The following is a 19,590-nucleotide window of genomic DNA, read 5'->3' as shown; positions in this document are numbered from 1 at the left end:
GATGCTGCCGGCATATTCGCCGACCGCGGAATTGGCAAAGCCGATGGGGAGGAAGCCAGCGGCCGTGACCAGCGTTCCCGTGAGCATCGGAAACGCAGTCGATTCCCAGGCAAAGGAGGCGGCGCGCATGCGGTCCCAGCCCTGCTCCATCTTCACCACCATCATCTCGACCGCGATGATGGCGTCGTCGACGAGCAGGCCGAGCGACGAGCAGGCCGAGCGCGATGATCAGCGCACCGAGCGTGATACGATGCAGGTCGAGCGACATCGTGTTCATGACGACGAAGACGATACCGAGCACCAGTGGCACCGAGAGCGCGACCACGATGCCGGTGCGCCAGCCGAGCGCCAGGAACGAGACGAACAGCACGATGACGAGCGCCTCCATGAAGGAGTGCACGAACTCGCCGACGGCGTGCTCGACCACCTTGGGCTGGTCGGCAATCAGCCTGACGTTGATGCCCTGCGGCACCGCCTTCATGAACTCCGCGGTCGCCTTCTCGACCTCCTTGCCGAGTTCGGGCGACGACCGCTTCCTTTTCGGCAAAGCGGGCGACGCGGATCGAAGCCTGGCCCGCGGCGACCACCTGGCCGGGCTCGATCAGCGTTGCGGTGACGACGCCACGGGCGTCGGCGTTGAGCGTCGCGTAGGAAAGGGAATTCTTGGTCAGTTCGAGCGCGCGCTCGGCGCGGTTCAGGCGCGCGCGGGCTTCGTCCGCGGCGGCGCGGCTCGAATCCATCTGCGCATCCGTGGTCCAGCCCTTGGCCTTCAGGTCCTTGGCGCGCTGCTCGGCGGCGGCGGCCTGGGCCAGCACGCCGGTAGCGGCGGTCTGCTCGGCAACGGCCTGCTCGGCCTGGAGCTTCAGATCGACCTCGTCGAGAGTCGCCAGCGGCTGCCCGATTTCGACGGTCTGGCCGACCTCGACCAGGCGCTTTGCGACCTTGCCGGCGACGCGAAAACCGAGATCGCTCTCGATCCGGGGGGCGGATGGTGCCGACGAAGCTGCGCTCGGGGGTCTCGGCATCATAATGCGCGGTTGCGACCAGAACCGGCCGCGGCGGCTCGGCCTTTTCAGCGACGGTGTCATTGCACCCGGCCAAGCTTGCGGCCATCAGGGCCAGCGACACGCCTGCCAACAGCCTGGAATAGGGAGCGGCATCGATAAGCCGGTGACTCATGTCAGCACTCAGCTCTTCTGCGTACCCTGACCGATTGGCCAACTAACTAACTCTCTACTCTCCGAGACCGAGACCGCCGAATACACCCTCATCTGGTCTCACTGACCGGCCAAAGACGCCCCCCTCCACCGAGCGGGCGTCTCCCTGCTAATCCCTGTCAGCTTGCCGGATTGCGCGCCGTGACGGTCCACGTCGCTCTGTCGATCATCACCGACCGCTCGCCAGCGGGGCCCGCGAAGGCGGCACGAACCGCGGCCGAGGCGCGGGCGCGGATGTCGTCCGCGAGCGCGCGCGACAGCGGGCCGACCTCGAACGTCATCTTCAACGCGTCGTCGATCGCCGCGTCCCGCGTCGCGCCCTCGCCAAACGGGACAGAAGCATCGAAGGGCGCGATAGCGATATCGGTGAAGCCGGCCGCCGTCAGGATGCGAGCCACCCGCCCCCGGTCGCCGAACGAGAATGGGCCGGGCGCTTCGGGATCGGGCAGCGCCGTCGGCGGGACGATGCCTTTGACCGCGTCCATCGGCAGGTGCACCCAATCGTTCTCGGCCGCGCCACGCCAGCAGACGAAAGCGACCCGCCCGCCCGGCTTGAGCGCACGGCGCATATGAGCGAACGCCGCCGTAGGATCGTCAAAGAACATCCCTCCGAAGCGCGAGAACAGGATGTCGAACGCGCCCTCGGGCAGCTCGGCGCTGCCAGCGTCGGCCACCCGGAACTGGACCGGCGTATCCTGTGGCGCAAGCGCGCGCGCTCGGTCCGCGCCGACGCGGGCGGCCAGAGCCAGACTCGACGCGCCCGCGCCGCAGCCGCTTGCCCGTCGCGAGCGCGGCGGCTTCGATCGCGGCTTGGCCGAACACCGCCACCCGGGCATCGAGCCGGGCCTGGTGGGCGACCCAGCGCTCCCCGCTTTGGCCATTCCGGAAGGCGACCTGATAAGCTGATGGCGGCGTCACATGAATGATCCGCGTTAGCTCACGATTGGTCCAGCCGCAGCTTCATCCAAACCGGCACGAGCTTGGATAGCGAGGCTTCGTTCTGCAGCCTGCGAGTCGAAGTATTCCTCAATCGAATAAACCTTGCCCCATCGCAACTTGAAGACGTGGACGCCCCTGTTCACATACGAGCTTTGGCCGTCAAGTAGGCTCGCGTTGGCCTGCCACTTGACGAACACTGTGGTATTCCATGGCCAACCCGCCACCTCGACCTGCTCAATATCTATGTGAAGCTTCGGGAACACACGGCCCATGCGCTCGAACCACTGCTTCACCGATTGCTTTCCATGTCGCTCACCCCCCAACGCATGATCTCCCGCAACCCAGTGATACGTGTTTGGTGTTAGGCCCTTTGCAGCATCATCCCAACGCTGGTTGTTGACATGATCGAAGCTCCTGCGGATCTCTTTTTTGACAATTAGACTGTAGACCATTGATGCCCCCTGTTGTTGGATAGCCGACGGCTCTGCAAGACGGATGGATACTTTCCAAATACTGAAAGCTGCTCCGGGTAACGACGGCGATCTGTTGGGAAAGCTGGCTGACGGGCGGCCACGCAGGCAGCGGCGCAATAGTCAGAGCCAGCGCCGAACCTCGGCCTTGTAGCGGCGGTAGTCGTCGCCGAACTTCGCTTCGAGATAGCGCTCCTCGCGCGCGATCACCTGCGTCTGGATCGCGATCAGCACCAACGGGAGCAAGGCGAGAGCGATCGGCCCGTCGAAGCCGATCGCAAGGCCGGCATAGACGAGCGCCATGCCGAGATACATGGGATTGCGGGTCCACCGATAAGGGCCGGTCGTTGCGATGAGGGTCGTTGGCTGCGACGGCGGCACGTTGGTGCCCAGCCGCCGGAACAGCCCCGCCGCCGCAAGCATCATCGCCGCGCCGGCAACGAACAGCAGCGCGCCCGTCCCGGCCAGCAACCGCCAGTCGATGCCGAAAGAGCGCAAGGTGACGAACCGCTCCGCCGCCAGCCCCAACAGCAGCGCGCCCAGATAGACGAACGGCGGCGGGAAGCGCACACCCGCGCTGTCCGGTTCGACGGCCATGCTCATCTCAACCTATGCGCTCAAGCCAGCATCGACTGCTGGGCGAAGATGCCCGCCATCGCGCCCTGCCATGTTGCCTGGGTGACCGAGGGCAAGAAGGGCGCGGTGAGGTCGCCGGCGGCGTAGATGCCGGGCATGCTGGTTTGGCGGCGCTCGTCGACCTTGAGGGCGATGCCGACGGGCGTATCCACCGTGGCGAGGCCCAGTGATTTATGCAGGCTTGCGGACGGCTTGTTGCACGGATGGGCGAACAGGATGTCGACCGCGACAGTGCGACCGGTATCGAGATTGACGGTGGCGATATGACCCTTGTGATGGGCGATCTCGACGATCCGGCCACCGACGACAGGTATGTTGCGGCGCGCCAGATCGGCCCGGATATCGGGCGGAATGTCGTGACCATCGGCGAAGAGCGTCAACCTGTCGGTCCAATCGTGGAACAGCCTGACCTGATTGTGCGACTGCGGGCCGGACCAGACGAGGCCCCAATGCTGGCCGGCGACTTCAAAGCCGTCGCAATAGGGGCAGGGCACGATGGACGTGCCCCAGCCTTCGGCAAAGCCCGGAACATCAGGAATCTGGTCGACGACGCCATAGCTCAAAATCAGGCGCCGCGCCGCAAAGCTTTCGCCATCGGACGTGAGAACCTTGAAATCGTCGATGGCGCCGGAGACGCTTTCGGCCCGGGCACTGACCAGCTTGATCGTGGGATAACGCGCCAGCTGCTGCCGCGCCTCGACCAGGATGTCCAGTGGCGGCTTGTGATCGTGGCCGAGCAGGCCATGCGAGTGGCCGGCGAAGCGGTTGCGCGGCAGGCCGGTATCGAAAACGGTGATCTTGCGGCGGGCACGGCCGAGCTGCAGCGCGCCGGCGAGACCGGCAAAGCTGCCGCCGATGATGATGACGTCATCCATGGTGACGGGCTCCATTTGGAGGACAGGTTGAAACCTGCCCATTGGCTTGCACATTTCAGACACTAGATGGTATCGTAATGCAACAATTAGGATACTGTCAAGTACTGGAATTGTCGTGACCGAAAACAGCCAGGGCCGGCGCGGCCGGCCCGCCAACGAGGCGCTTGGCCAAACGATACTCGACGCCGCGCGCGAGCTCTTTGTGGAATTGGGTTTTCAGGCGACGACATTGGACAAGGTCGCCCAGCGGGCGAAGATATCCAAGCTCAGCATCTATCGGCACTTCGAGAATAAGGAGGCGCTGTTCAGCGCGGCCATCGCGGCCGGCTGCCATCAGTTGTTTGCACCACAGGCGCTTCTTGAAGGCGTCGACGGTTCGGTCGAAGATCAGCTCATGGCGGTGGGATCATCACTGCTTCGCACGCTGTTGAGTCCGGACGTTCGCAGTGTCGAAGCCATGGTCATGGCCGACAAGACGAATCAAAACGCGCTGAGCAAGCTCCATTACGAAGCCGGCCCCGCCCATGTCATCGCCCAAATCGAGGCGCTGTTGCGTCAGTTGCACGCGAAGGCGGTTCTGAACGTGCCCGATCCTCTCCGGTCCGCCCGCTTGTTTGCCGCGCTTTTCAAAGGATCCGATCTCCTGATGATCGCACGCTTCGATCAGGCGAGAGCAGAGGACGACAGCGAAATCGAATCCTATTGCCGGTCGGCCGTCGCCATGTTCATCGCCGCGCACGGTGGCAACGACCGCCCTTCGGCATCGGCTTTCGGCCCGTCGGGACGAAGATAGATACGGGCGCTCAGGACGAGGCAGCGCCCGCGCCCGCCGCGCCCGTCGGTACGGCCAGACATGTCCACGATGTCGTAAAGGCCGCCTGCGCCGCCGACCATGGCCAGTCCACTTCCTTCAAAGATGTGCGCCACCTTGATGACCACGGAACGGCCGAGCCTTGTCGTGAGGGTGACGTAGGCATACTTCGCCAACTGTTTCTCTCCAAACGACAAAGAGCTAAGGACCACTGCAATGCTCATTTTTGCAAGCACTGCCGGAGCGCATCGTGATGAAGTTCGATAATCAAGTTCAAAATCATGTGTGCCTGCCGAAGGCACTGGGCCGCCATTGGTGGAGACGGACACTCCGGTGCGTCGCCGTCTTTGAGGCAGCTCTCGAGCAATCCGCTCGATCAAGAAAACGGTACGCCCCTTTTTGTTCGAGCACCCAGTGAATAACTTCCGTTCGGGGAAACTTATCGTGATGCTCACGGAGGCCTTATCGAAATGGCAGGAGCAACAATCTTCGCGTGCAACACTGGTGGTCGTTCTCCGAGGAACTACTGCGCAAGGCTTTCGTTGTGCAGGTTCTTGCTGACAGAAAAGGAACACGATCATGGACCGCGAACACGTGAAGGGCGCTGCCGATAAGGCAAAAGGCGCCATCAAAGAAGGTGCCGGCAAGCTCAGTGGTGACAAGGACATGGAAGCCGAAGGCAAGATTGATAAGGCCAAGGGATCAGCCCACAACACTGCGGGAGACGTGAAGGACGCAGCGCGGGACGCTGCTGACGCCCTGAAGAAATAATCAGAAGAGGGAAGACTAAAATACTAGCCGCCTCTGGGCGGCTTTTTTTCCTTCCGACTGACCGGTCTGGCGCGGTGTAGGCGGCGCTTTAGCTGACGGGCTTCTGAAACAAACGCCGCTTGAAAGAGCGGCCCGTCCTCGCCGCGCACTCCAATTGCTAGGGGGCAGCACCGCAAGACACCAACTTCGTCATGTGTGAAACAAATCATTATGGAAGCAGCGAGGAAAGCGGATCGTGAAAGCTGAGCTTGTGGCGCGTGGCCTTCGTTTTGCTCGATCATTCAACCACACAGAAGCGAGGGCCGATTAGGGGCTGACAGTCCGCTCAGGGTCAGCATCGGGCCTCTCATCCGTCCATCCGTCGAATTGGACGCAAGTACGTCTCCAATCGTCCGAAAGCGGACGCAGGATCGGAAGCGCTCCGGGCTGAAAATGACCAGCCTCACGAGTTGAGGAGGTCAACATGACCGATATCCTGAGCACTACTCCTGCCGTCTCGAGACACACTCCGTGGAATAAGGGAAAGATCGTCGGGGCGAAGCCGCCGCTCCGTCCGGAGTACGTCTGGTCAATTCGAACCAAGCTCCAAGTCGATGGCCGCTTGCGCGATCTGGCGCTGTTGAACGTCGCCATCGATAGTAAGCTGCGCGGCTGCGACGTCGTAGCTTTGAAAGTCGATGACGTTGCGCCGGGCGTTTGCGGCCGACCGGGCGACCGTCCGACAGAAGAAGACGGGCCGACCAGTCAAATTTGAATTAACGGAATCCACCCGTCAGGCGATCGATGACTACCTGCGGACGACCGGCAAGAAGTCAGGCGAATACCTGTTCACTGGCCAGCGGCGGACCGGACACATGACGACCCGCCAGTATGCCCGCCTCCTATCTCACTGGATCGCTGACATTGGACTGACCCGAACCTGTTCGTGACGCATTCCATTCGCCGGACCAAGGCAACTTTGATTTACCGTCGAACCGGTAATCTGCGAGCCGTGCAGCTCCTTCTGGGGCACACCAAGATCGAGAGTACCGTCCGATATCTCGGCATCGAGGTCGACGACGCCCTCGCGATAGCAGAACAAGTTGACGTCTGACTTCGGGGGCAGAGCAGACGCGCTCTGCTCTGCCCTCACAGACGGCTCCGGGCCCAAATCCGGACATTCCTGGGAGCCGCAGCCGTGTGGGTTGTGGCGGCGGACTTACTGACGCGGGGCCGGTCAGTGACGCTGACTCATCACGTTGCCGCCACCAGGCGTCGTAACCAAGCTGAGACATTGTGGCTGTTTCTCGGGCGCGTCAGGTCACATAGAATGCAGTTGCCGTTGAGGCGGAGCGGTGCCGAATCGTCGTTCAAGGCGAACGGTCATCGCTAGTGCCATCGGCAGGCTCGCGCTCTAGAGACCGACCCCTTTTTCGGGTTCGCACGAAGATTCACTCTCCGCGAAAAGCGCGCATCGCTTCTGCGGCGGCTCGTTGCTGTAACCACAGGAGAAAAGCGATGGATAAGATCGATCGAAGGTCAGCATTGGGAATCGGGTTGGCAGTGGCTTCGGCGGCCATGATGAAGCCAGCCACCGCTCAAACCGCAGGCTACAAGGATTCGACGCCGTGGCCGGGTGTCGTCGTGCGTGCTTATGAAGGCGAGACACCATCCATCATCCCCGGTTTTAAGACCGTCTCAATGCGCGATGTCATTATGCAGCCGGGGATCGAAGACTATGGGTCCCCCGATGGAAAATGCCATGATCTGCCATATCACTGAAGGTGAGATGCGGCTCGAGCAGGATGGAAAGACCTTTACGGCCAAGAAGAACTTTGTCTGGACCTGCAACAAGGACACAAAAGAGCAGGCGTTCAACGATGGGAACGTGGTCGCAATCATGCGGATCACGGACCTGAAGGCTTAAGCCTCGTCTCTTCCTAAGAGACCCATTGCGGGTGCGGATGGCGTACTCGACGAGGCGCCATCCGCGCGCAATATAGACGGCCAATGGGTTGCCATTGAGCACACAGGCTGCCCTGAAAGATGCGAGAAGGCGCCGCCGCCGAGAATCTTATTTAAGCTCAAGCTGACGGCCGCGCCTTGAGCCACCTGTTACAACGGCAGCTTCGGGTCAAAATGCGAAGAACTCAACCTGAGCAGATCTTGTTCGCCATGCCTCAATAAGCGGACCTCGTGGAGCAACGCCGCCACTTCGCCGAAGGGCCAACAGCAGACTCACGCATCGCAGAAACTCCCATTGCTATTCAATCACCTCGTCGGCGCGCGCAAGTAGCGTTGGAGGAACGGTGAGGTCGAGTGCCTTGGCCGTCCTGACGTTGATCACTAATTCGAATTTGGTCGGCTGCTCAACTGGCAGATCGGAAGGCTTAGTGCCTTTAAGAATCTTATCGACGTATCCGCCTGCACGACGCCAAAGTCTGGGAAATCAGGACTGTATGAAATTAATCCGCCGCCAGTAGCGTACTGTCGGCCGAGGTACATCGGTGGGATGCGATGCTTGGCTGCCAGTTCAGTAGTTCGCATGCTGTTGCGACTGATCAAGGCATCGCCGAAAACGATCATTGCATCCACGTGCTGAGACGCAGCCGAGGCAAAGGCGATGTCTAACTCCTCCGCAGTTGTCGCCTCTACTACGGGCGGAGCAATTCCGAGTTTTCGGGTAGTTTGAGGCAGCTCTTCAGCTATTACTCTCTTGTGGATTGGATTGCTTTGGATTAGCCAGGACCCGGCGCAGGCCGCAGCGAGTCTCAATCGCTGCGGCCCTTTTCGTCTAGCCCGCCGGCGGGAACCGGCGGGCCATAGAGCTTCACAATAGTCCCGTGCCTGATCGCCGCGCCATCGAGGGATCGACGCTGCCAAGGATGGTTCGTCGTCGTACTCGTTGTCCACGGTATAGCCGGCGCTCCAGCTGGTTTGATGGTCGGCCGGTCGCACTGCAGCACCGAACTTCAGCACCGAACTTCGGTCGGCAGTTCATGTTTCGGCTCAGTCACACCGGCGCCTACTCAGCTGTAAAAGATCAATGGCAAGCAGATGTAGGTCCAGCAGAACAGGATGGCCAAGCCGCCCAGGACTATGATGTCTTCAGTCATGTCGAATGCCGCCATTTTCCTGATATTGTCCGACGGAATTTGCGAAGACAACCTGAGGACGTGCACAACAGCAGCGCGCCGGAGCACGTAGGCCGCGAGCCGCCCCTCCCTGCATAATGCGGTGTCGCACGAAAAAACCGGCCTACCGAGCTTAGGCGCCCCACCCTTCACGACTTATTTTGACCACTTGGCAGCTGACAGTCAGTGTGATTGCGGCCGAGCGCTCGTAGCCATAGCAGGAGCAGACGTTGTTTTGGACAAGCTAGAGCCCAAATCGGCGCCCCGCTCAATCCTCAAGCATACGCCCACATTGGTCCTGGCCCAACGGGGCCCAGTCCTGGTGGGGAGCGAGGGTGAACTGGAAGACGGCCCCCCGAGGCTTATTCCTCGTCACCCACAACCGTCCGCCATGAGCTGCGATGATCGACCGACAAATGGCCAAGCCCATCCCTAAGCCGTGCGATTTGGTCGTGTAGAACGCTTCGAAAACGCGTTCTTCACTCGTCGGGTCGAGCCCCGGGCCCGAGTCTCTCACGGAGACGCGTACATCGCCCGCAACATCCCTTTCCGTGCTGATCTGCAGCTCCCGCGAGCCGTCCTCAACGCTGTTCACGGCGTCGATGGCATTGAGGATCAGATTCAGGAGCACCTGCTGCAGCTGAATGCGCTCACCTTCGATCTGCGGCAGGTCCTCCGCCAGTTGCATCCGCAGCGAAATCTTATGCCTCACCGCCTCGCTTCGGACCATGGCGACGACGTCCAGCACGGCTTCGTTGAGGTCGAGGCGGCTTCTGGGTACCGGCGCTTTCCTGACCATAGCACGGATACGGTGGACGATCTCGCCAGCTCGTCGGCTATCTGCGACAATGTGCTCGAGGGACTCGCGGGCCTTGTTCAGATTGGGCGGGTTAGCGCGCAGCCAGTTCAAGGCGGCGTCCGCATTGGTGAGCACAGCCGAGATCGGCTGATTGACCTCATGGGCAATCGAGGCCGTCAGCTGCCCAATCGTCGCGACACGACTGACATGAGCGAGTTCGACCTGGGTCTTTTGCCGTTCAATGACAGCCTTCTTGAAAATTTCGATCGCACCCGCCATCGCGCCGATTTCGTCACGCCGATCAATCCCGGGCACGTCGATGCTAGTGTCGCCCTTGGCGAGTGCGGTCATGGCGCCGGTCATTCGGGTGATCGGCGTCGCGATAGCGCGCGTGAGTAAAATGCCCATCAACACCGCGATCAGGAGCGAGGCTGCGGCGCCCAGCGCGGTCGCCGTGTATGCAGTGGCGTACGCCTGCTTCTGCACGGCGTCGCGCCTTGCCAACAGATCGCGCTCAGCCTTCTCGATTTCGTTCGCCTTGGCGCGGATGGCGTCCATCGCAGCCTTGCCGGTCGACCCCTCCAGCGTGCGTGCGTCCTCGCGCGTCTCGGGGGTCGCCATCAGCGCGATCTCGCGCTCGGCGGTCTCGATGCGCCACGTGGACGCCAGCTCGTTCAACTCATCGAGCCGGTTTTGCTGGTCTTGGTTATCCGAAGTCTGTGCTTTTAATTTCCGGATCGCCGCACTGAAGTTGTCGCCACCCCTGCGATACGGCTCCAAGAATTTCTCGTCGCCACTGAGCAAATAGCCGCGCAGACTCGTTTCTTGATCAAGCGCTGCGGCCACCGCCATCTCTAGCGTGTCCAACACGTCAGTGGTATGGACACGCCAGTTTTTGGCCTCTTCGATCACGCCAAGTCTGTCATATACGATTGCGCCACTCACAAATATGACGGCTATCACGGCTGCAAACGCGGCCATCAATTTGTGCAAGATCAGCAAATTCGCGAAAGGGGACACAGTGACCCTCAAGGCCGAAATCAGCGGCCGAACAGCTGGCTAACTCAAGATTGCTCCCAAGCGGTGGCATTCGCAAGAATTTGGCATGGGACTGTGATAGGGGCAAAGCAGCGCAGCCTTCCCCTGAGTGGAGCATACAGCATCTCGTCGGACAACTGGGAAACTAGGCATGCGGTGCCGTCGGACACAACAGGCCCTCATATCGATGCGACCTTCATGATCTCCAATGTTCCGCGCCAGATCATCTCAACTGCCACATAGAGAATGACGGCCAGTCCGACGTAAGCGAGCCATCGATGCGTTTGCAGAAGGCCGGCAATGAAAGAAGCGGCCAGGCCCATCATCGCGATGGAAAGCCCCAAGCCGAAAATCAAGACCACGGGATGGTCGCGTGCCGCCCCTGCGACCGCAAGGACATTGTCGAGAGACATGGAAGCGTCGGCCACGATAATCTGCCAACTCGCTTGGAAGAGCGTTTTGCGGGGTTTGCTTTCTGCAATGGCCCCTATGTTCCCTTTCCAAACAGTGGACCCTGCGGGAGACGTGCGCAACTCTCGCAAAATTTTCCAACATACCCATAGCAACAGGATCCCGCCAGCGAGCAGAAGGCCAACGATCTGCAGGATTTGCGTGGCTATCCCCGCTAAGAGAAGACGCAATATCGTCGCGGCGACGATCCCGATCAAAATGGCCTTGGCTCGTTGCGCTTGAGGAAGTCCCGCTGCAGCAAGGCCGATGACGATGGCGTTATCACCAGCGAGCACAAGATCAATCAGAACGACCTGCACGAGTGCGCTAAGAACATCCGTATGAAGATGGTCTATCAAGGGTTATGGTCCCAGGTTCGGCTCCGAGCGAGGCGCGTATTTATCTGCCAGCTCGACCCATACAAGTTACCTCCAAAGCCCTTATACAGATCCAGTTCTAGTCCATCGCGGCTCGATCGCTAAGGTAACTATCTCCGGCAGCGGCGTCCGAATGTGGTCCGGAGTCTGCCCGAAAAGCAGTGCTACTTGATCTGGCTCGCCAAAAATCGCTGCGGCGCAACCGATCATTGTGAACGCACCTGCGATATCCCAGAGAGAAATTTTGCTCACCGTTGCAGTCCCTGACTTTGCCAGGGCCAAGAGCGCGGTGATCATCGCGTCCGAGAAAAACAGAAGACTCAGCGCTGGTAAGACGAGTTGCGAGTCCAGCAAGAATATTGTCAAAAGGGCCGGAGCCGCGACCAGCATGCTCAACAGCACGAAGATGCAGAATGTTTCTCGCCAAGGAGCATTCCAACTTGCATGAGAAGCGATCATTGCCTCCTGCATACGAGCATCTTATAAGGGCCACTTACTTTGCGGAACGACCTTGTTCCAGTTGGCTGTTCTTTTGAGTCTTGCAGCTAATGTTTTTTGGTCCTACTGCGCCGCCCCTCAATCAGCGTAAGAACGCCAGCGATCATTACGGCAACGACGACGATGGCTGCCAGCCCCTCCACCGAGGCCAGGGACTCAAACCACTTGATCCAAAGCTCAATCATGTGCTGGCCCCTCTGAAGAGCGCACCCACGATCGATAAAATCCTCTCTAAAGACGACCACCGCAATCAGAAAGACAATGCTACGCATTGTCGCGCGCGTTTTAACCGCGCGGCAAGATGACCGCGAGCCGTTTAGCACGCACACACCCCTCCTTCTATTGGAACGTGCCCTGACGGCGCGAGTGCAGGTGGGTGGTTCGACGCCCTCAAAACGGAGAAATTCGGTAGCGTTGCGGCCTGATCACCCACAGGACGCGCGCCCGTCAAAGCATCGCCGGCGACGGCTCGGCCCGGTTGTCCAGGTGGCCGCTGCATCGCTGTTCGCTACGCTAATGTCCTTACCTGATGCCGACCACCGAAGAGAAAGCCGCCGGGCACGTCGGACACCTCCAAGCTCGGAGATCGCGCATGCCGCCGCCGGAACGTCGCTCTAAAGCCGGGTCTGCTCGCCACCCCTTGTGCGGTATCGCCTTTTCGCAAATACGGCTGATGAGCGAGGAAACTTTTGCGGGCCGGTGCGTTCGTTGTCGTGCAAAGTGCGCGCTGCGATGGGGAGGACTGCTATGCGAACCACGATCGTTGCGATGCTTGTAGCTGTTGGAATTACGTTAGCCTTGCCGGGGCTGGCCCAGCAGCCGACGGCACCGAACCCGCAGATGCAGGAGGAGGCGGACAAGGGCATCAAGACCCGCCAGTCCGGCGAGTCAGGCTATGTCGGCGAGCAGGAAAAGCCAGGTGCTTCTGCTCATCCTCCTGGAAAGAGTGACACTGCTGCGCCGACAACCGGCCCAACCAGTGGCACCTCCATGCGGACCCCAAGTAGCGGCGAAAAGCAGCGGTGAGCTGAGCCTCGCCGAGGCGCGCGCGACCCGCGCCTGGCGTGTAGTCCCTTGCTCTTGCGTCTCGCTCGAGAAGCCACACGTGCCTGACTTCGAGGCTCTACAGTGGGGATAGAGACGGACCAATGCGAAGTCCGAAGCAAACGCGACGGTCGCTTTTTTCGCCATGCTCGGAGCGTTTCTAACGGCGAGGAGGTTCGCTGCGGCGCAGAAAGACCAGCCCGGCAGCAGCGATCGGCCGAGGAAAGGCGACCTTCTTGTGGTCTCAGAGCGTGACCGCGCCGGCGGCATCATCGTGCCCGACGACGTGAGGCTCGGTGAGGCGCCGCTGCATGCCTGGCCAAAGGACCCAAAGACTTCGGTTGTCCGCAACGGCTCGCGGCTCAACGAAATCCTCCTCATAAGGCTTGATCCCGGGGACATGGATGAGGAGACCCGCTCGCGCTCCGCGGAGGGCATTGTAGCCTATTCGGCGATCTGTACTCATGCCGGATGTTCTGTCACCGGCTGGCTGAAGTCGGACGTAGGCGACAACGACGTTCTCAAGTGTTTTTGTCACAATTCCGAGTTCAATCCCCGGGAAAGCGCGCAGGTCGTGTTCGGGCCCGCGCCTCGACGTCTGGCGGCATTGCCGCTGGCAATAGCCGACGGCTCGCTCACCATCGCTGCAACATTCGTTGGAAAGGTAGGTGCTCAACAAGCAGGGTGACGAGTAGTCGCATCGGATTCCCGTGCCACAGCTGTTCGCATTATTTATGGTCGGCAAGAGAAAGAGCTTAGGGAGATGGCGTCCATGACCAAAAGGCAATGGCTAGTCAGGTTGTGTTGCGTGCACGACCTTTTTCTCGACCGCCTCATTCGGTGGTCCGATCGAAAATTACAGTCCAGTGACACAAGCCAGGCTGGAAAATCCGGAACCTAGTAACTGGATGCTGTACCGACGCACCTACGACGGGCAGGGCTACAGTCCGCTCGAGCAGATCAACACTTCAAACGTCAAGAATCTCAAGCCGGTGTGGACTTTCTCCACTGGCGTGATCGAGGGCCACGAGGCGCCACCGATCGTTAACAACGGGGTGATGTTCGTCACCACCCCTATGGGACAGGTAATCGCCCTGAACGCCAAGACCGGCGAAGAGTATTGGCGCTACAAGCGCCAGCTACCGGATGATTTGTTCCAGCTGCATCCGACCAATCGCGGCGTCGGTCTGTGGCAGGACAAGCTCTATCTGGCCACAACCGATGATCACGTGGTTGCCCTCGATGCGAAGACCGGCAAGGTGGTCTGGGACACCAAAGTCCAGGACTATAAGAAAGGTCAGTATCTCACCCTGATGCCTCTCGTCATCGACGGTAAAGTCATCGTCGGCGGCTCTGGCGGTGAGCTCGGCGTCCGTGGTTACGTCGTGGCCTTTAACGCAGATAACGGCAAGGAGCTGTGGCGCACCTTCACCATTCCAGCGCCCGGTGAACCCGGCAGCGAAACGTGGACGGGCGACGACTGGAAGACCGGCGGCGGATCGGCTTGGATGACCGGCAATTACGACAAGGACACCAGGACCATCTACTGGGGCATTGGCAATGCTGCGCCGTGGCCGGGGGACGCACACCCGGGTGACAATCTCTATACGAGCTCCGTGCTCGGCCTCGATCCCGATACCGGTAGGATCAAGACACATTTCCAGTACCATCAGAACGACTCCTGGGACTGGGACGAAGTAGAGGCGCCGATACTGGTCGACCTGCAAAGAGATGGCCGCACGGTCAAGAGCCTGATCCATCCGGGCCGCAACGCCATCTTCTGGATCTTGGAGCGTAAGCCGGACAAGATCAGCTACGTAGCCGGCTGGCCCTATGTTCATACAGACGTCTGGAAAGGCATCGAGCCCGAGACCGGCAAGCCGATTGTCGACCCTGCGCACAAGCCGGTGATCGGCAAGCGGGTCGAGTTCTGCCCGTCACTGTGGGGCGGCAAGGACTGGCCTTGGGCGGCCTACAGCCAGAGGACCAAGTACGTCTACCAACGAGAACACCTGCGGCGGCTTCACCGGCGAGAAGGTTGCGCTGAAGCCTGGCGAACTATGGCTTGCCACCAAGCCTGAGGACATCGGTCTGACGCTCCGTCCCGGCGCCACACACATTGGCGAATTGCAGGCTTGGGATCCCGCAACCGGCAAGAAAGTCTGGTCTCACAACTTCCCGAAATCGCAACTGTTCGGTTCGGTACTGGCGACCGCGGGCGATCTCGTCTTTGTCGGCGGGACCAACGATCGCAACTTCCGCGCTTTCGATGCGAAGAGCGGCGAACTCTTGTGGGAGCTGAAGACCAACTCAGGCATCATGGGTATGCCGGTATCCTATGAGGTGGATGGCACCCAGTATATCGCGATCCAGTCCGGCTGGGGCGTCGACGCGCAACGCATCCAGGATGCGCTCGCCACCCAGAACGTCGGGGTTGAAAACAACGTGCCGCAAGGCGGGGTGGTCTGGGTATTCGCTGTGCAGAAATAGCCGCGCCACGACGCGATGAGCGGCGGACAGAAGCGTCCGTCGCTTCCGTGGCGCGCAGCCACTTTGCGGAGCCGGAATGGGCAAGCGGTATGATGGAAGCTTGATTGCATGGCCCACAGGCGAGCGAAGCGCATTCTTTAGCTCGACCGTTTGCGTTTACGAGGTCCAAACGGCGCGCGTGACGAGTTCATCCTCGTAGCCACCGCCCAAAACCTTCGAAAGATGGCCAAGCTGATCCCGATGCCCAGGCCGAGGCTCGCATAGGGGTCAGTAAGAGCAGTTCCGGCCACGTCGCGAGGAGCTATTACAACGAAATACTGCCGGCCTTCTTCAACGGAATCGGCCACGAGCGGAAGCACACCGTTGAGTAATAGGATCTTCGCCTTTCGGTTCTGAAGCGATCAGATCAAAGAGAATGGTGCGACGTTGGGACAGCGTGAATGTCAGATTACATCGCTTGCGCTGCTACCAGTTTAAGCGTTGAATTCTTGCAATAATACCCGCCGCAGGCCATGCAACGGCGGCGGAGTTGTTCGAGCAATCATTCGGTTCTGCAAAGCCTGCGCGCTCTTTCGAGCGCAGCGCTGATTTGGGCCCGCGGCACAAAAACTAAGCCAGCAAACCGGCTCAACACCATGGAACCCTTTCTCGACGAGAATTTGTGACCGCGACCGCGATGTCGTCCGCAGCGTTCGTCGCCGCCCCTTATGTACGCGGCGCGCACGCTGCCGGTAACCTGTCGATTGGTTTCTGGGATCATTGGGTGCCAGGCGCAAACAAGGCTTCGACTGATCTCGTTAATGAATGGGCTGAAAGGGAAAGGGTCCAGGTTCAGATCGACTACATCACGAGCCAAGGCAATAAGCTCTCCTGACCATCTCGGCCGAGGCGCAAGCCAAATCCGGGCACGACATCCTGGCCATGCCAGCTTGGAACCCGCACGCAAATAGCCATCTGCTTGAGCCTGCAAACGATATCATGAAGGGGAGTATCGAGCAGAATGGCAAGGTCAACGAGGCTGTCCACTATCTCGGCCAAGCTGGCGGCAAGTGGCTCGGGGTTCCTGCCTGTGTCGGCAGCCAGATCCAGGCGCCCTGCTCCCGGATCGACCTGATGAGGAAGTACGCTAACATTGACGTACAGGAAATGTATCCGCCCGGAAGTCCGCCAAAAGCCGACAACTGGACGATGGACACGTTCCTGAAGGCGGCGGAAGCTTGCCACAAGGGCGGATTTCCCTTTGGCATCGGACTAGGCCAGACCACCGACAGCATGGTTGCAGCCGGCACAATCTTCCAGTCGTTCGGCGCGCAGCTCGTCGACGCAAAGGGTAACCTCACCGTCAAGACCGACGAGGTTCGGCAAAAGCTCGAATATTACAAGAAGCTGATCGCTTTCCTGCCGCCGGACGTAGGGGCGTGGGACGACGCCTCCAACAACAAATGGCTGATTGCCGGCAGGGGCGCGCTGATCATGAACCCGCCCAGCGCCTGGGCTGTTGCCCGGCGCGACGCACCGCAGATTGCCGAACAATGCTGGACACACGGCTTCCCGGCGGGACCAAAGGGCCGCTTCGCTTCCTACCTGCCTTTTTTCTGGACCATTTGGGCATTCTCGAAGCGCAAGGAAGCCGCCAAGAGCCTGCTCGCGCATCTCTCGCAGCCATCATCGATTGAGAAGCTGGTGGTCGCGAGCGGCGGCTATGATCTGCCGGCCTATGAGAAGTTCACGACCCTAAAGGTTTGGGCGGAAGCGGAGCCACCGAAGGGCACGCTCTATCATTACCCCAATCCCTATAACCATCAGACGCTGTCGATCGCGGCCTCGCCGGCCCCGCCAAGAGTCGCACACCAAATCAACGTGCAGGCGACGCTGACGAAGATGTGCCTACGCTACGCGGGGGGCGAGGCGATGGAGAAGACCCTCGCCTGGGCGGAAGGTGAGTGCGAAGGCTTCCTGCGAACCTGACGATGGGAGGCGGCGGCGAGTCGGTCCACTTAGCGACTCGAAAGTGGCCAAACGCGCACCTCATGTGCGCAACCGTCCGCACGTCGATCAAAATCCGACTCGGCTTCGGGTCCAACAACGGACGTAGACGTTTCACCCGATTACCGTGTCGGCGAACGAGAAGCGCCGCGCGGGATCGTATGCTCAGCGCCCTTCTGTGAGGGGCCCCACGGGCTCGCTCCGGCGTTGGTCCTTGGATACCAGCGCTTTGCGAGACAAAAAACGTGGTTCTCGCTATGGGGTGGAGTAAACTGAGTTTCTCATTCTGGTGGGGCGGCTTGACCGCCGGCGCAGGCTGGCGCGGTGGCTGCTATACCCGGTGAGTGCGGCCTAGTGTGCGTGTGAACGCCATGGATATCTCTGCCTGGCTGCGCGGCCTCGGCCTGGAACGCTATCGGCAGGCATTCCGGGAAAACGCGATCGATGAGGCAAGCCTCCCCAAGCTGACCGCCGAGGACCTCAGAGACCTCGGCGTGACGGCGGTCGGCCATCGCCGCATTCTCCTCGATGCGATCGCCGCATTGCGAACCGAAAAGTTTCGCGACATGACCGAACATTCGGTCGAGCCTGACCGCCCGGGCGGCAAGGCTTCCGAAGCCGAGCGCCGTCAGCTCACGGTGATGTTCGCCGACCTCGTCGGTTCCACCGCATTGTCGGCGCGGCTCGATCCGGAGGAGTTGCGCGACATCATCGGCCGCTATCACCGATGTTGCGCCGAGGTAATCACCAGCTCCGGTGGCTTTGTTGCGAAGTATCTCGGTGACGGCGTGCTGGCCTATTTCGGTTACCCGCAGGCGCATGAGGAGGACGCCGAACGAGCGGTGCGTGCGGGCCTCACCTTGATCGAAGGCGTGGCCAAACTCGATGCGGGCCAGGCGAACTCGTTGCAGGTGCGCGTCGGTATCGCCACGGGCCTCGTCGTCGTCGGTGATCCGCTTGGTGAGGGCGCCGCCCAGGAACAGGCGGTCATTGGTGAGACCCCTAATCTCGCGGCACGGCTTCAGGGGCTTGCCGAACCGAACACGGTTGTCATCGCCGACAACACGCGCCGCCTGCTTGGCGGCCTGTTTGACTATCGCGATCTCGGCACATTGCCGGTCGCGGGAATTGACCATCCTGTTCATGTCTGGCGGGTCTTGGGCGCGAGCCTGGTCGCCAGTCGTTTCGAGGCCCTACGCGCCGTCAGCACGCCGTTGATCGGTCGCGAGGAAGAGATCGCATTGTTGACTCGCCGCTGGGAGCAGGCAAAGGCCGGCGACGGGTCCGTCGTCCTGTTCGTCGGCGAGCCGGGCATCGGCAAGTCGCGCATCGCACAAACCCTGCTGGCGCAGTTGGGCGAAGAGCCGCACGTACGGTTGCGTTTCTTCTGCTCGCCACATCACCAGCACAGTGCGCTTTATCCCAGCATCGCCCAGCTCGAGCAGGCGGCCGGATTTCGACGGGAGGATACAGCCGAGACCCGCTTGGATAAGCTTGTGACGGTGCTGGCTCTGGCAAACAGGGAGCTGAGCGAAGCCGTCCCTCTATTGGCGGACCTACTGTCAATCGGCTTCCAACTTTGACCCCTCATCGGCGTCCAATTTTGACCCCTTCGCGCGGCGGGTTTTGCTGGTAGCGCTCGTCTCGTCGGAGCTGGCCGGGATAGCGGAGGCGAGACGAGCGCGGGTGGCGTGATCGTCGTCTCGGCTCTTGAACCGCCAGCTATCGTTGCCGGTCTCGACGATGTCGCAGTGATGGGTCAATCGGTCGAGCAGCGCGGTGGTCATTTTGGCGTCGCCGAACACGCTCGGCCATTCGCCGAAAGCGAGATTGGTGGTCACGATGACGGAGGCGCGCTCATAGAGCCGGCTGACGAGGTGGAAGAGAAGCTGGCCACCGGACTGGGCGAAGGGCAAATAGCCGAGTTCATCCAGCACGATGAAGTCCATCCGGGTCAGATGCTCGGCGAGCCGTCCTTGCCGACCGTTGCGGGTTTCGGTCTCGAGCCGGTTGACGAGGTCGACGACGTTGTAGAAGCGTCCTCTAGCGCCACCGCGGATGCAACTTCTGGCGATG

The 19,590-nt window shown here is 60.7% G+C and carries 16 protein-coding genes and 7 pseudogenes; 11 read left to right on the top strand and 12 right to left on the bottom strand.

Translation table 11 applies throughout. The annotated features are described in order from the left end of the window. The 6 genes and pseudogenes from IVA87_RS31075 to IVA87_RS31050 form a co-directional block, all read right to left on the bottom strand. A pseudogene (locus IVA87_RS31075) lies at positions 1-520 on the bottom strand (efflux RND transporter permease subunit); the annotation flags it as partial. A 1-nt stretch (position 521) separates the two neighbouring features. After that, positions 522-1,179, bottom strand: a pseudogene (locus tag IVA87_RS31070) (efflux RND transporter periplasmic adaptor subunit); the annotation flags it as partial. Positions 1,180-1,336: 157 nt separating this feature from the next. Next, a pseudogene (locus IVA87_RS31065) lies at positions 1,337-2,135 on the bottom strand (methyltransferase domain-containing protein). A 14-nt stretch (positions 2,136-2,149) separates the two neighbouring features. Next, positions 2,150-2,608: a nuclear transport factor 2 family protein gene (locus IVA87_RS31060; protein WP_247336778.1), complete on the bottom strand. Its 459-nt coding sequence runs from the start codon at positions 2,606-2,608 to the stop codon at positions 2,150-2,152. A 141-nt stretch (positions 2,609-2,749) separates the two neighbouring features. After that, a complete protein-coding gene (locus IVA87_RS31055; protein WP_247336775.1) occupies positions 2,750-3,223 on the bottom strand; it encodes an isoprenylcysteine carboxylmethyltransferase family protein in 474 nt (157 codons plus the stop codon). 20 nt (positions 3,224-3,243) lie between these two features. Further along, on the bottom strand, positions 3,244-4,137 hold the full coding sequence (locus IVA87_RS31050) for an NAD(P)/FAD-dependent oxidoreductase (protein ID WP_247336772.1): 894 nt from the start codon (positions 4,135-4,137) through the stop codon (positions 3,244-3,246). A gap of 115 nt (positions 4,138-4,252) precedes the next feature. Here IVA87_RS31050 and IVA87_RS31045 point away from each other — a divergent pair, with 115 nt between their 5' ends. The 5 genes and pseudogenes from IVA87_RS31045 to IVA87_RS31025 all read left to right on the top strand — a co-directional run bounded on the left by IVA87_RS31045 (position 4,253) and on the right by IVA87_RS31025 (position 7,625). Beyond that, a complete protein-coding gene (locus tag IVA87_RS31045) occupies positions 4,253-4,930 on the top strand; it encodes a TetR/AcrR family transcriptional regulator (RefSeq protein ID WP_247336769.1) in 678 nt (225 codons plus the stop codon). A 597-nt stretch (positions 4,931-5,527) separates the two neighbouring features. Beyond that, complete coding sequence (locus IVA87_RS31040; RefSeq protein WP_247336766.1) at positions 5,528-5,719, top strand: CsbD family protein; 192 nt, start codon at positions 5,528-5,530, stop codon at positions 5,717-5,719. 463 nt (positions 5,720-6,182) lie between these two features. Next, positions 6,183-6,812 (top strand): annotated as a pseudogene (locus tag IVA87_RS31035) (tyrosine-type recombinase/integrase). A 404-nt stretch (positions 6,813-7,216) separates the two neighbouring features. Next, positions 7,217-7,480, top strand: a complete 264-nt coding sequence (locus IVA87_RS31030) for a hypothetical protein (protein WP_247336764.1) — start codon at positions 7,217-7,219, stop codon at positions 7,478-7,480. Then, the gene (locus IVA87_RS31025; RefSeq protein ID WP_247336761.1) at positions 7,461-7,625 is read left to right on the top strand and encodes a hypothetical protein; all 165 of its coding nucleotides are present in this window, start codon (positions 7,461-7,463) and stop codon (positions 7,623-7,625) included. The genes IVA87_RS31030 and IVA87_RS31025 overlap by 20 nt, the downstream gene beginning before the upstream one ends. A 336-nt stretch (positions 7,626-7,961) precedes the next feature. Here the strand turns inward: IVA87_RS31025 and IVA87_RS31020 are convergent, their stop codons facing one another. The 5 genes from IVA87_RS31020 to IVA87_RS31000 form a co-directional block, all read right to left on the bottom strand. Then, positions 7,962-8,078, bottom strand: a complete 117-nt coding sequence (locus tag IVA87_RS31020) for a hypothetical protein (RefSeq protein WP_247336782.1) — start codon at positions 8,076-8,078, stop codon at positions 7,962-7,964. 1,022 nt (positions 8,079-9,100) lie between these two features. Beyond that, positions 9,101-10,612: a CHASE3 domain-containing protein gene (locus tag IVA87_RS31015; RefSeq protein ID WP_247336758.1), complete on the bottom strand. Its 1,512-nt coding sequence runs from the start codon at positions 10,610-10,612 to the stop codon at positions 9,101-9,103. Between the two features lie 236 nt (positions 10,613-10,848). Further along, a complete protein-coding gene (locus tag IVA87_RS31010) occupies positions 10,849-11,478 on the bottom strand; it encodes a TerC family protein (RefSeq protein WP_247336753.1) in 630 nt (209 codons plus the stop codon). Between the two features lie 81 nt (positions 11,479-11,559). Continuing rightward, complete coding sequence (locus tag IVA87_RS31005; RefSeq protein ID WP_247301716.1) at positions 11,560-11,967, bottom strand: hypothetical protein; 408 nt, start codon at positions 11,965-11,967, stop codon at positions 11,560-11,562. Positions 11,968-12,041: 74 nt separating this feature from the next. Continuing rightward, a complete protein-coding gene (locus IVA87_RS31000; RefSeq protein WP_247301719.1) occupies positions 12,042-12,266 on the bottom strand; it encodes a hypothetical protein in 225 nt (74 codons plus the stop codon). Between the two features lie 475 nt (positions 12,267-12,741). Between IVA87_RS31000 and IVA87_RS30995 the strand changes: the two genes are divergently transcribed. From IVA87_RS30995 to IVA87_RS30970, 6 genes and pseudogenes are all read left to right on the top strand, one after another. Further along, the gene (locus IVA87_RS30995) at positions 12,742-13,020 is read left to right on the top strand and encodes a hypothetical protein (RefSeq protein WP_247336750.1); all 279 of its coding nucleotides are present in this window, start codon (positions 12,742-12,744) and stop codon (positions 13,018-13,020) included. 163 nt (positions 13,021-13,183) lie between these two features. After that, positions 13,184-13,726: a ubiquinol-cytochrome c reductase iron-sulfur subunit gene (locus tag IVA87_RS30990; RefSeq protein WP_247336747.1), complete on the top strand. Its 543-nt coding sequence runs from the start codon at positions 13,184-13,186 to the stop codon at positions 13,724-13,726. 84 nt (positions 13,727-13,810) lie between these two features. Next, positions 13,811-15,528: pseudogene (locus IVA87_RS30985) on the top strand (methanol/ethanol family PQQ-dependent dehydrogenase). 126 nt (positions 15,529-15,654) lie between these two features. Further along, positions 15,655-15,792, top strand: a pseudogene (locus IVA87_RS30980) (IS5/IS1182 family transposase); the annotation flags it as partial. Positions 15,793-16,204: 412 nt separating this feature from the next. Beyond that, positions 16,205-17,496: pseudogene (locus IVA87_RS30975) on the top strand (extracellular solute-binding protein). Between the two features lie 389 nt (positions 17,497-17,885). Beyond that, the gene (locus IVA87_RS30970) at positions 17,886-19,097 is read left to right on the top strand and encodes an adenylate/guanylate cyclase domain-containing protein (protein ID WP_247336745.1); all 1,212 of its coding nucleotides are present in this window, start codon (positions 17,886-17,888) and stop codon (positions 19,095-19,097) included. Here the strand turns inward: IVA87_RS30970 and IVA87_RS30965 are convergent. After that, the coding region (locus IVA87_RS30965; protein ID WP_247336742.1) for an ATP-binding protein at positions 19,077-19,590 on the bottom strand (514 nt) is incomplete at its 5' end. The two genes, IVA87_RS30970 and IVA87_RS30965, sit on opposite strands and share 21 nt — an antisense overlap.

The sequence above is a fragment of the Bradyrhizobium sp. 147 genome (assembly GCF_023073935.1).
Classification (GTDB): domain Bacteria; phylum Pseudomonadota; class Alphaproteobacteria; order Rhizobiales; family Xanthobacteraceae; genus Bradyrhizobium.
The sequence above is the reverse complement of the archived record's forward strand: the minus strand, read 5'-3'. Positions and strand labels throughout refer to the sequence as shown.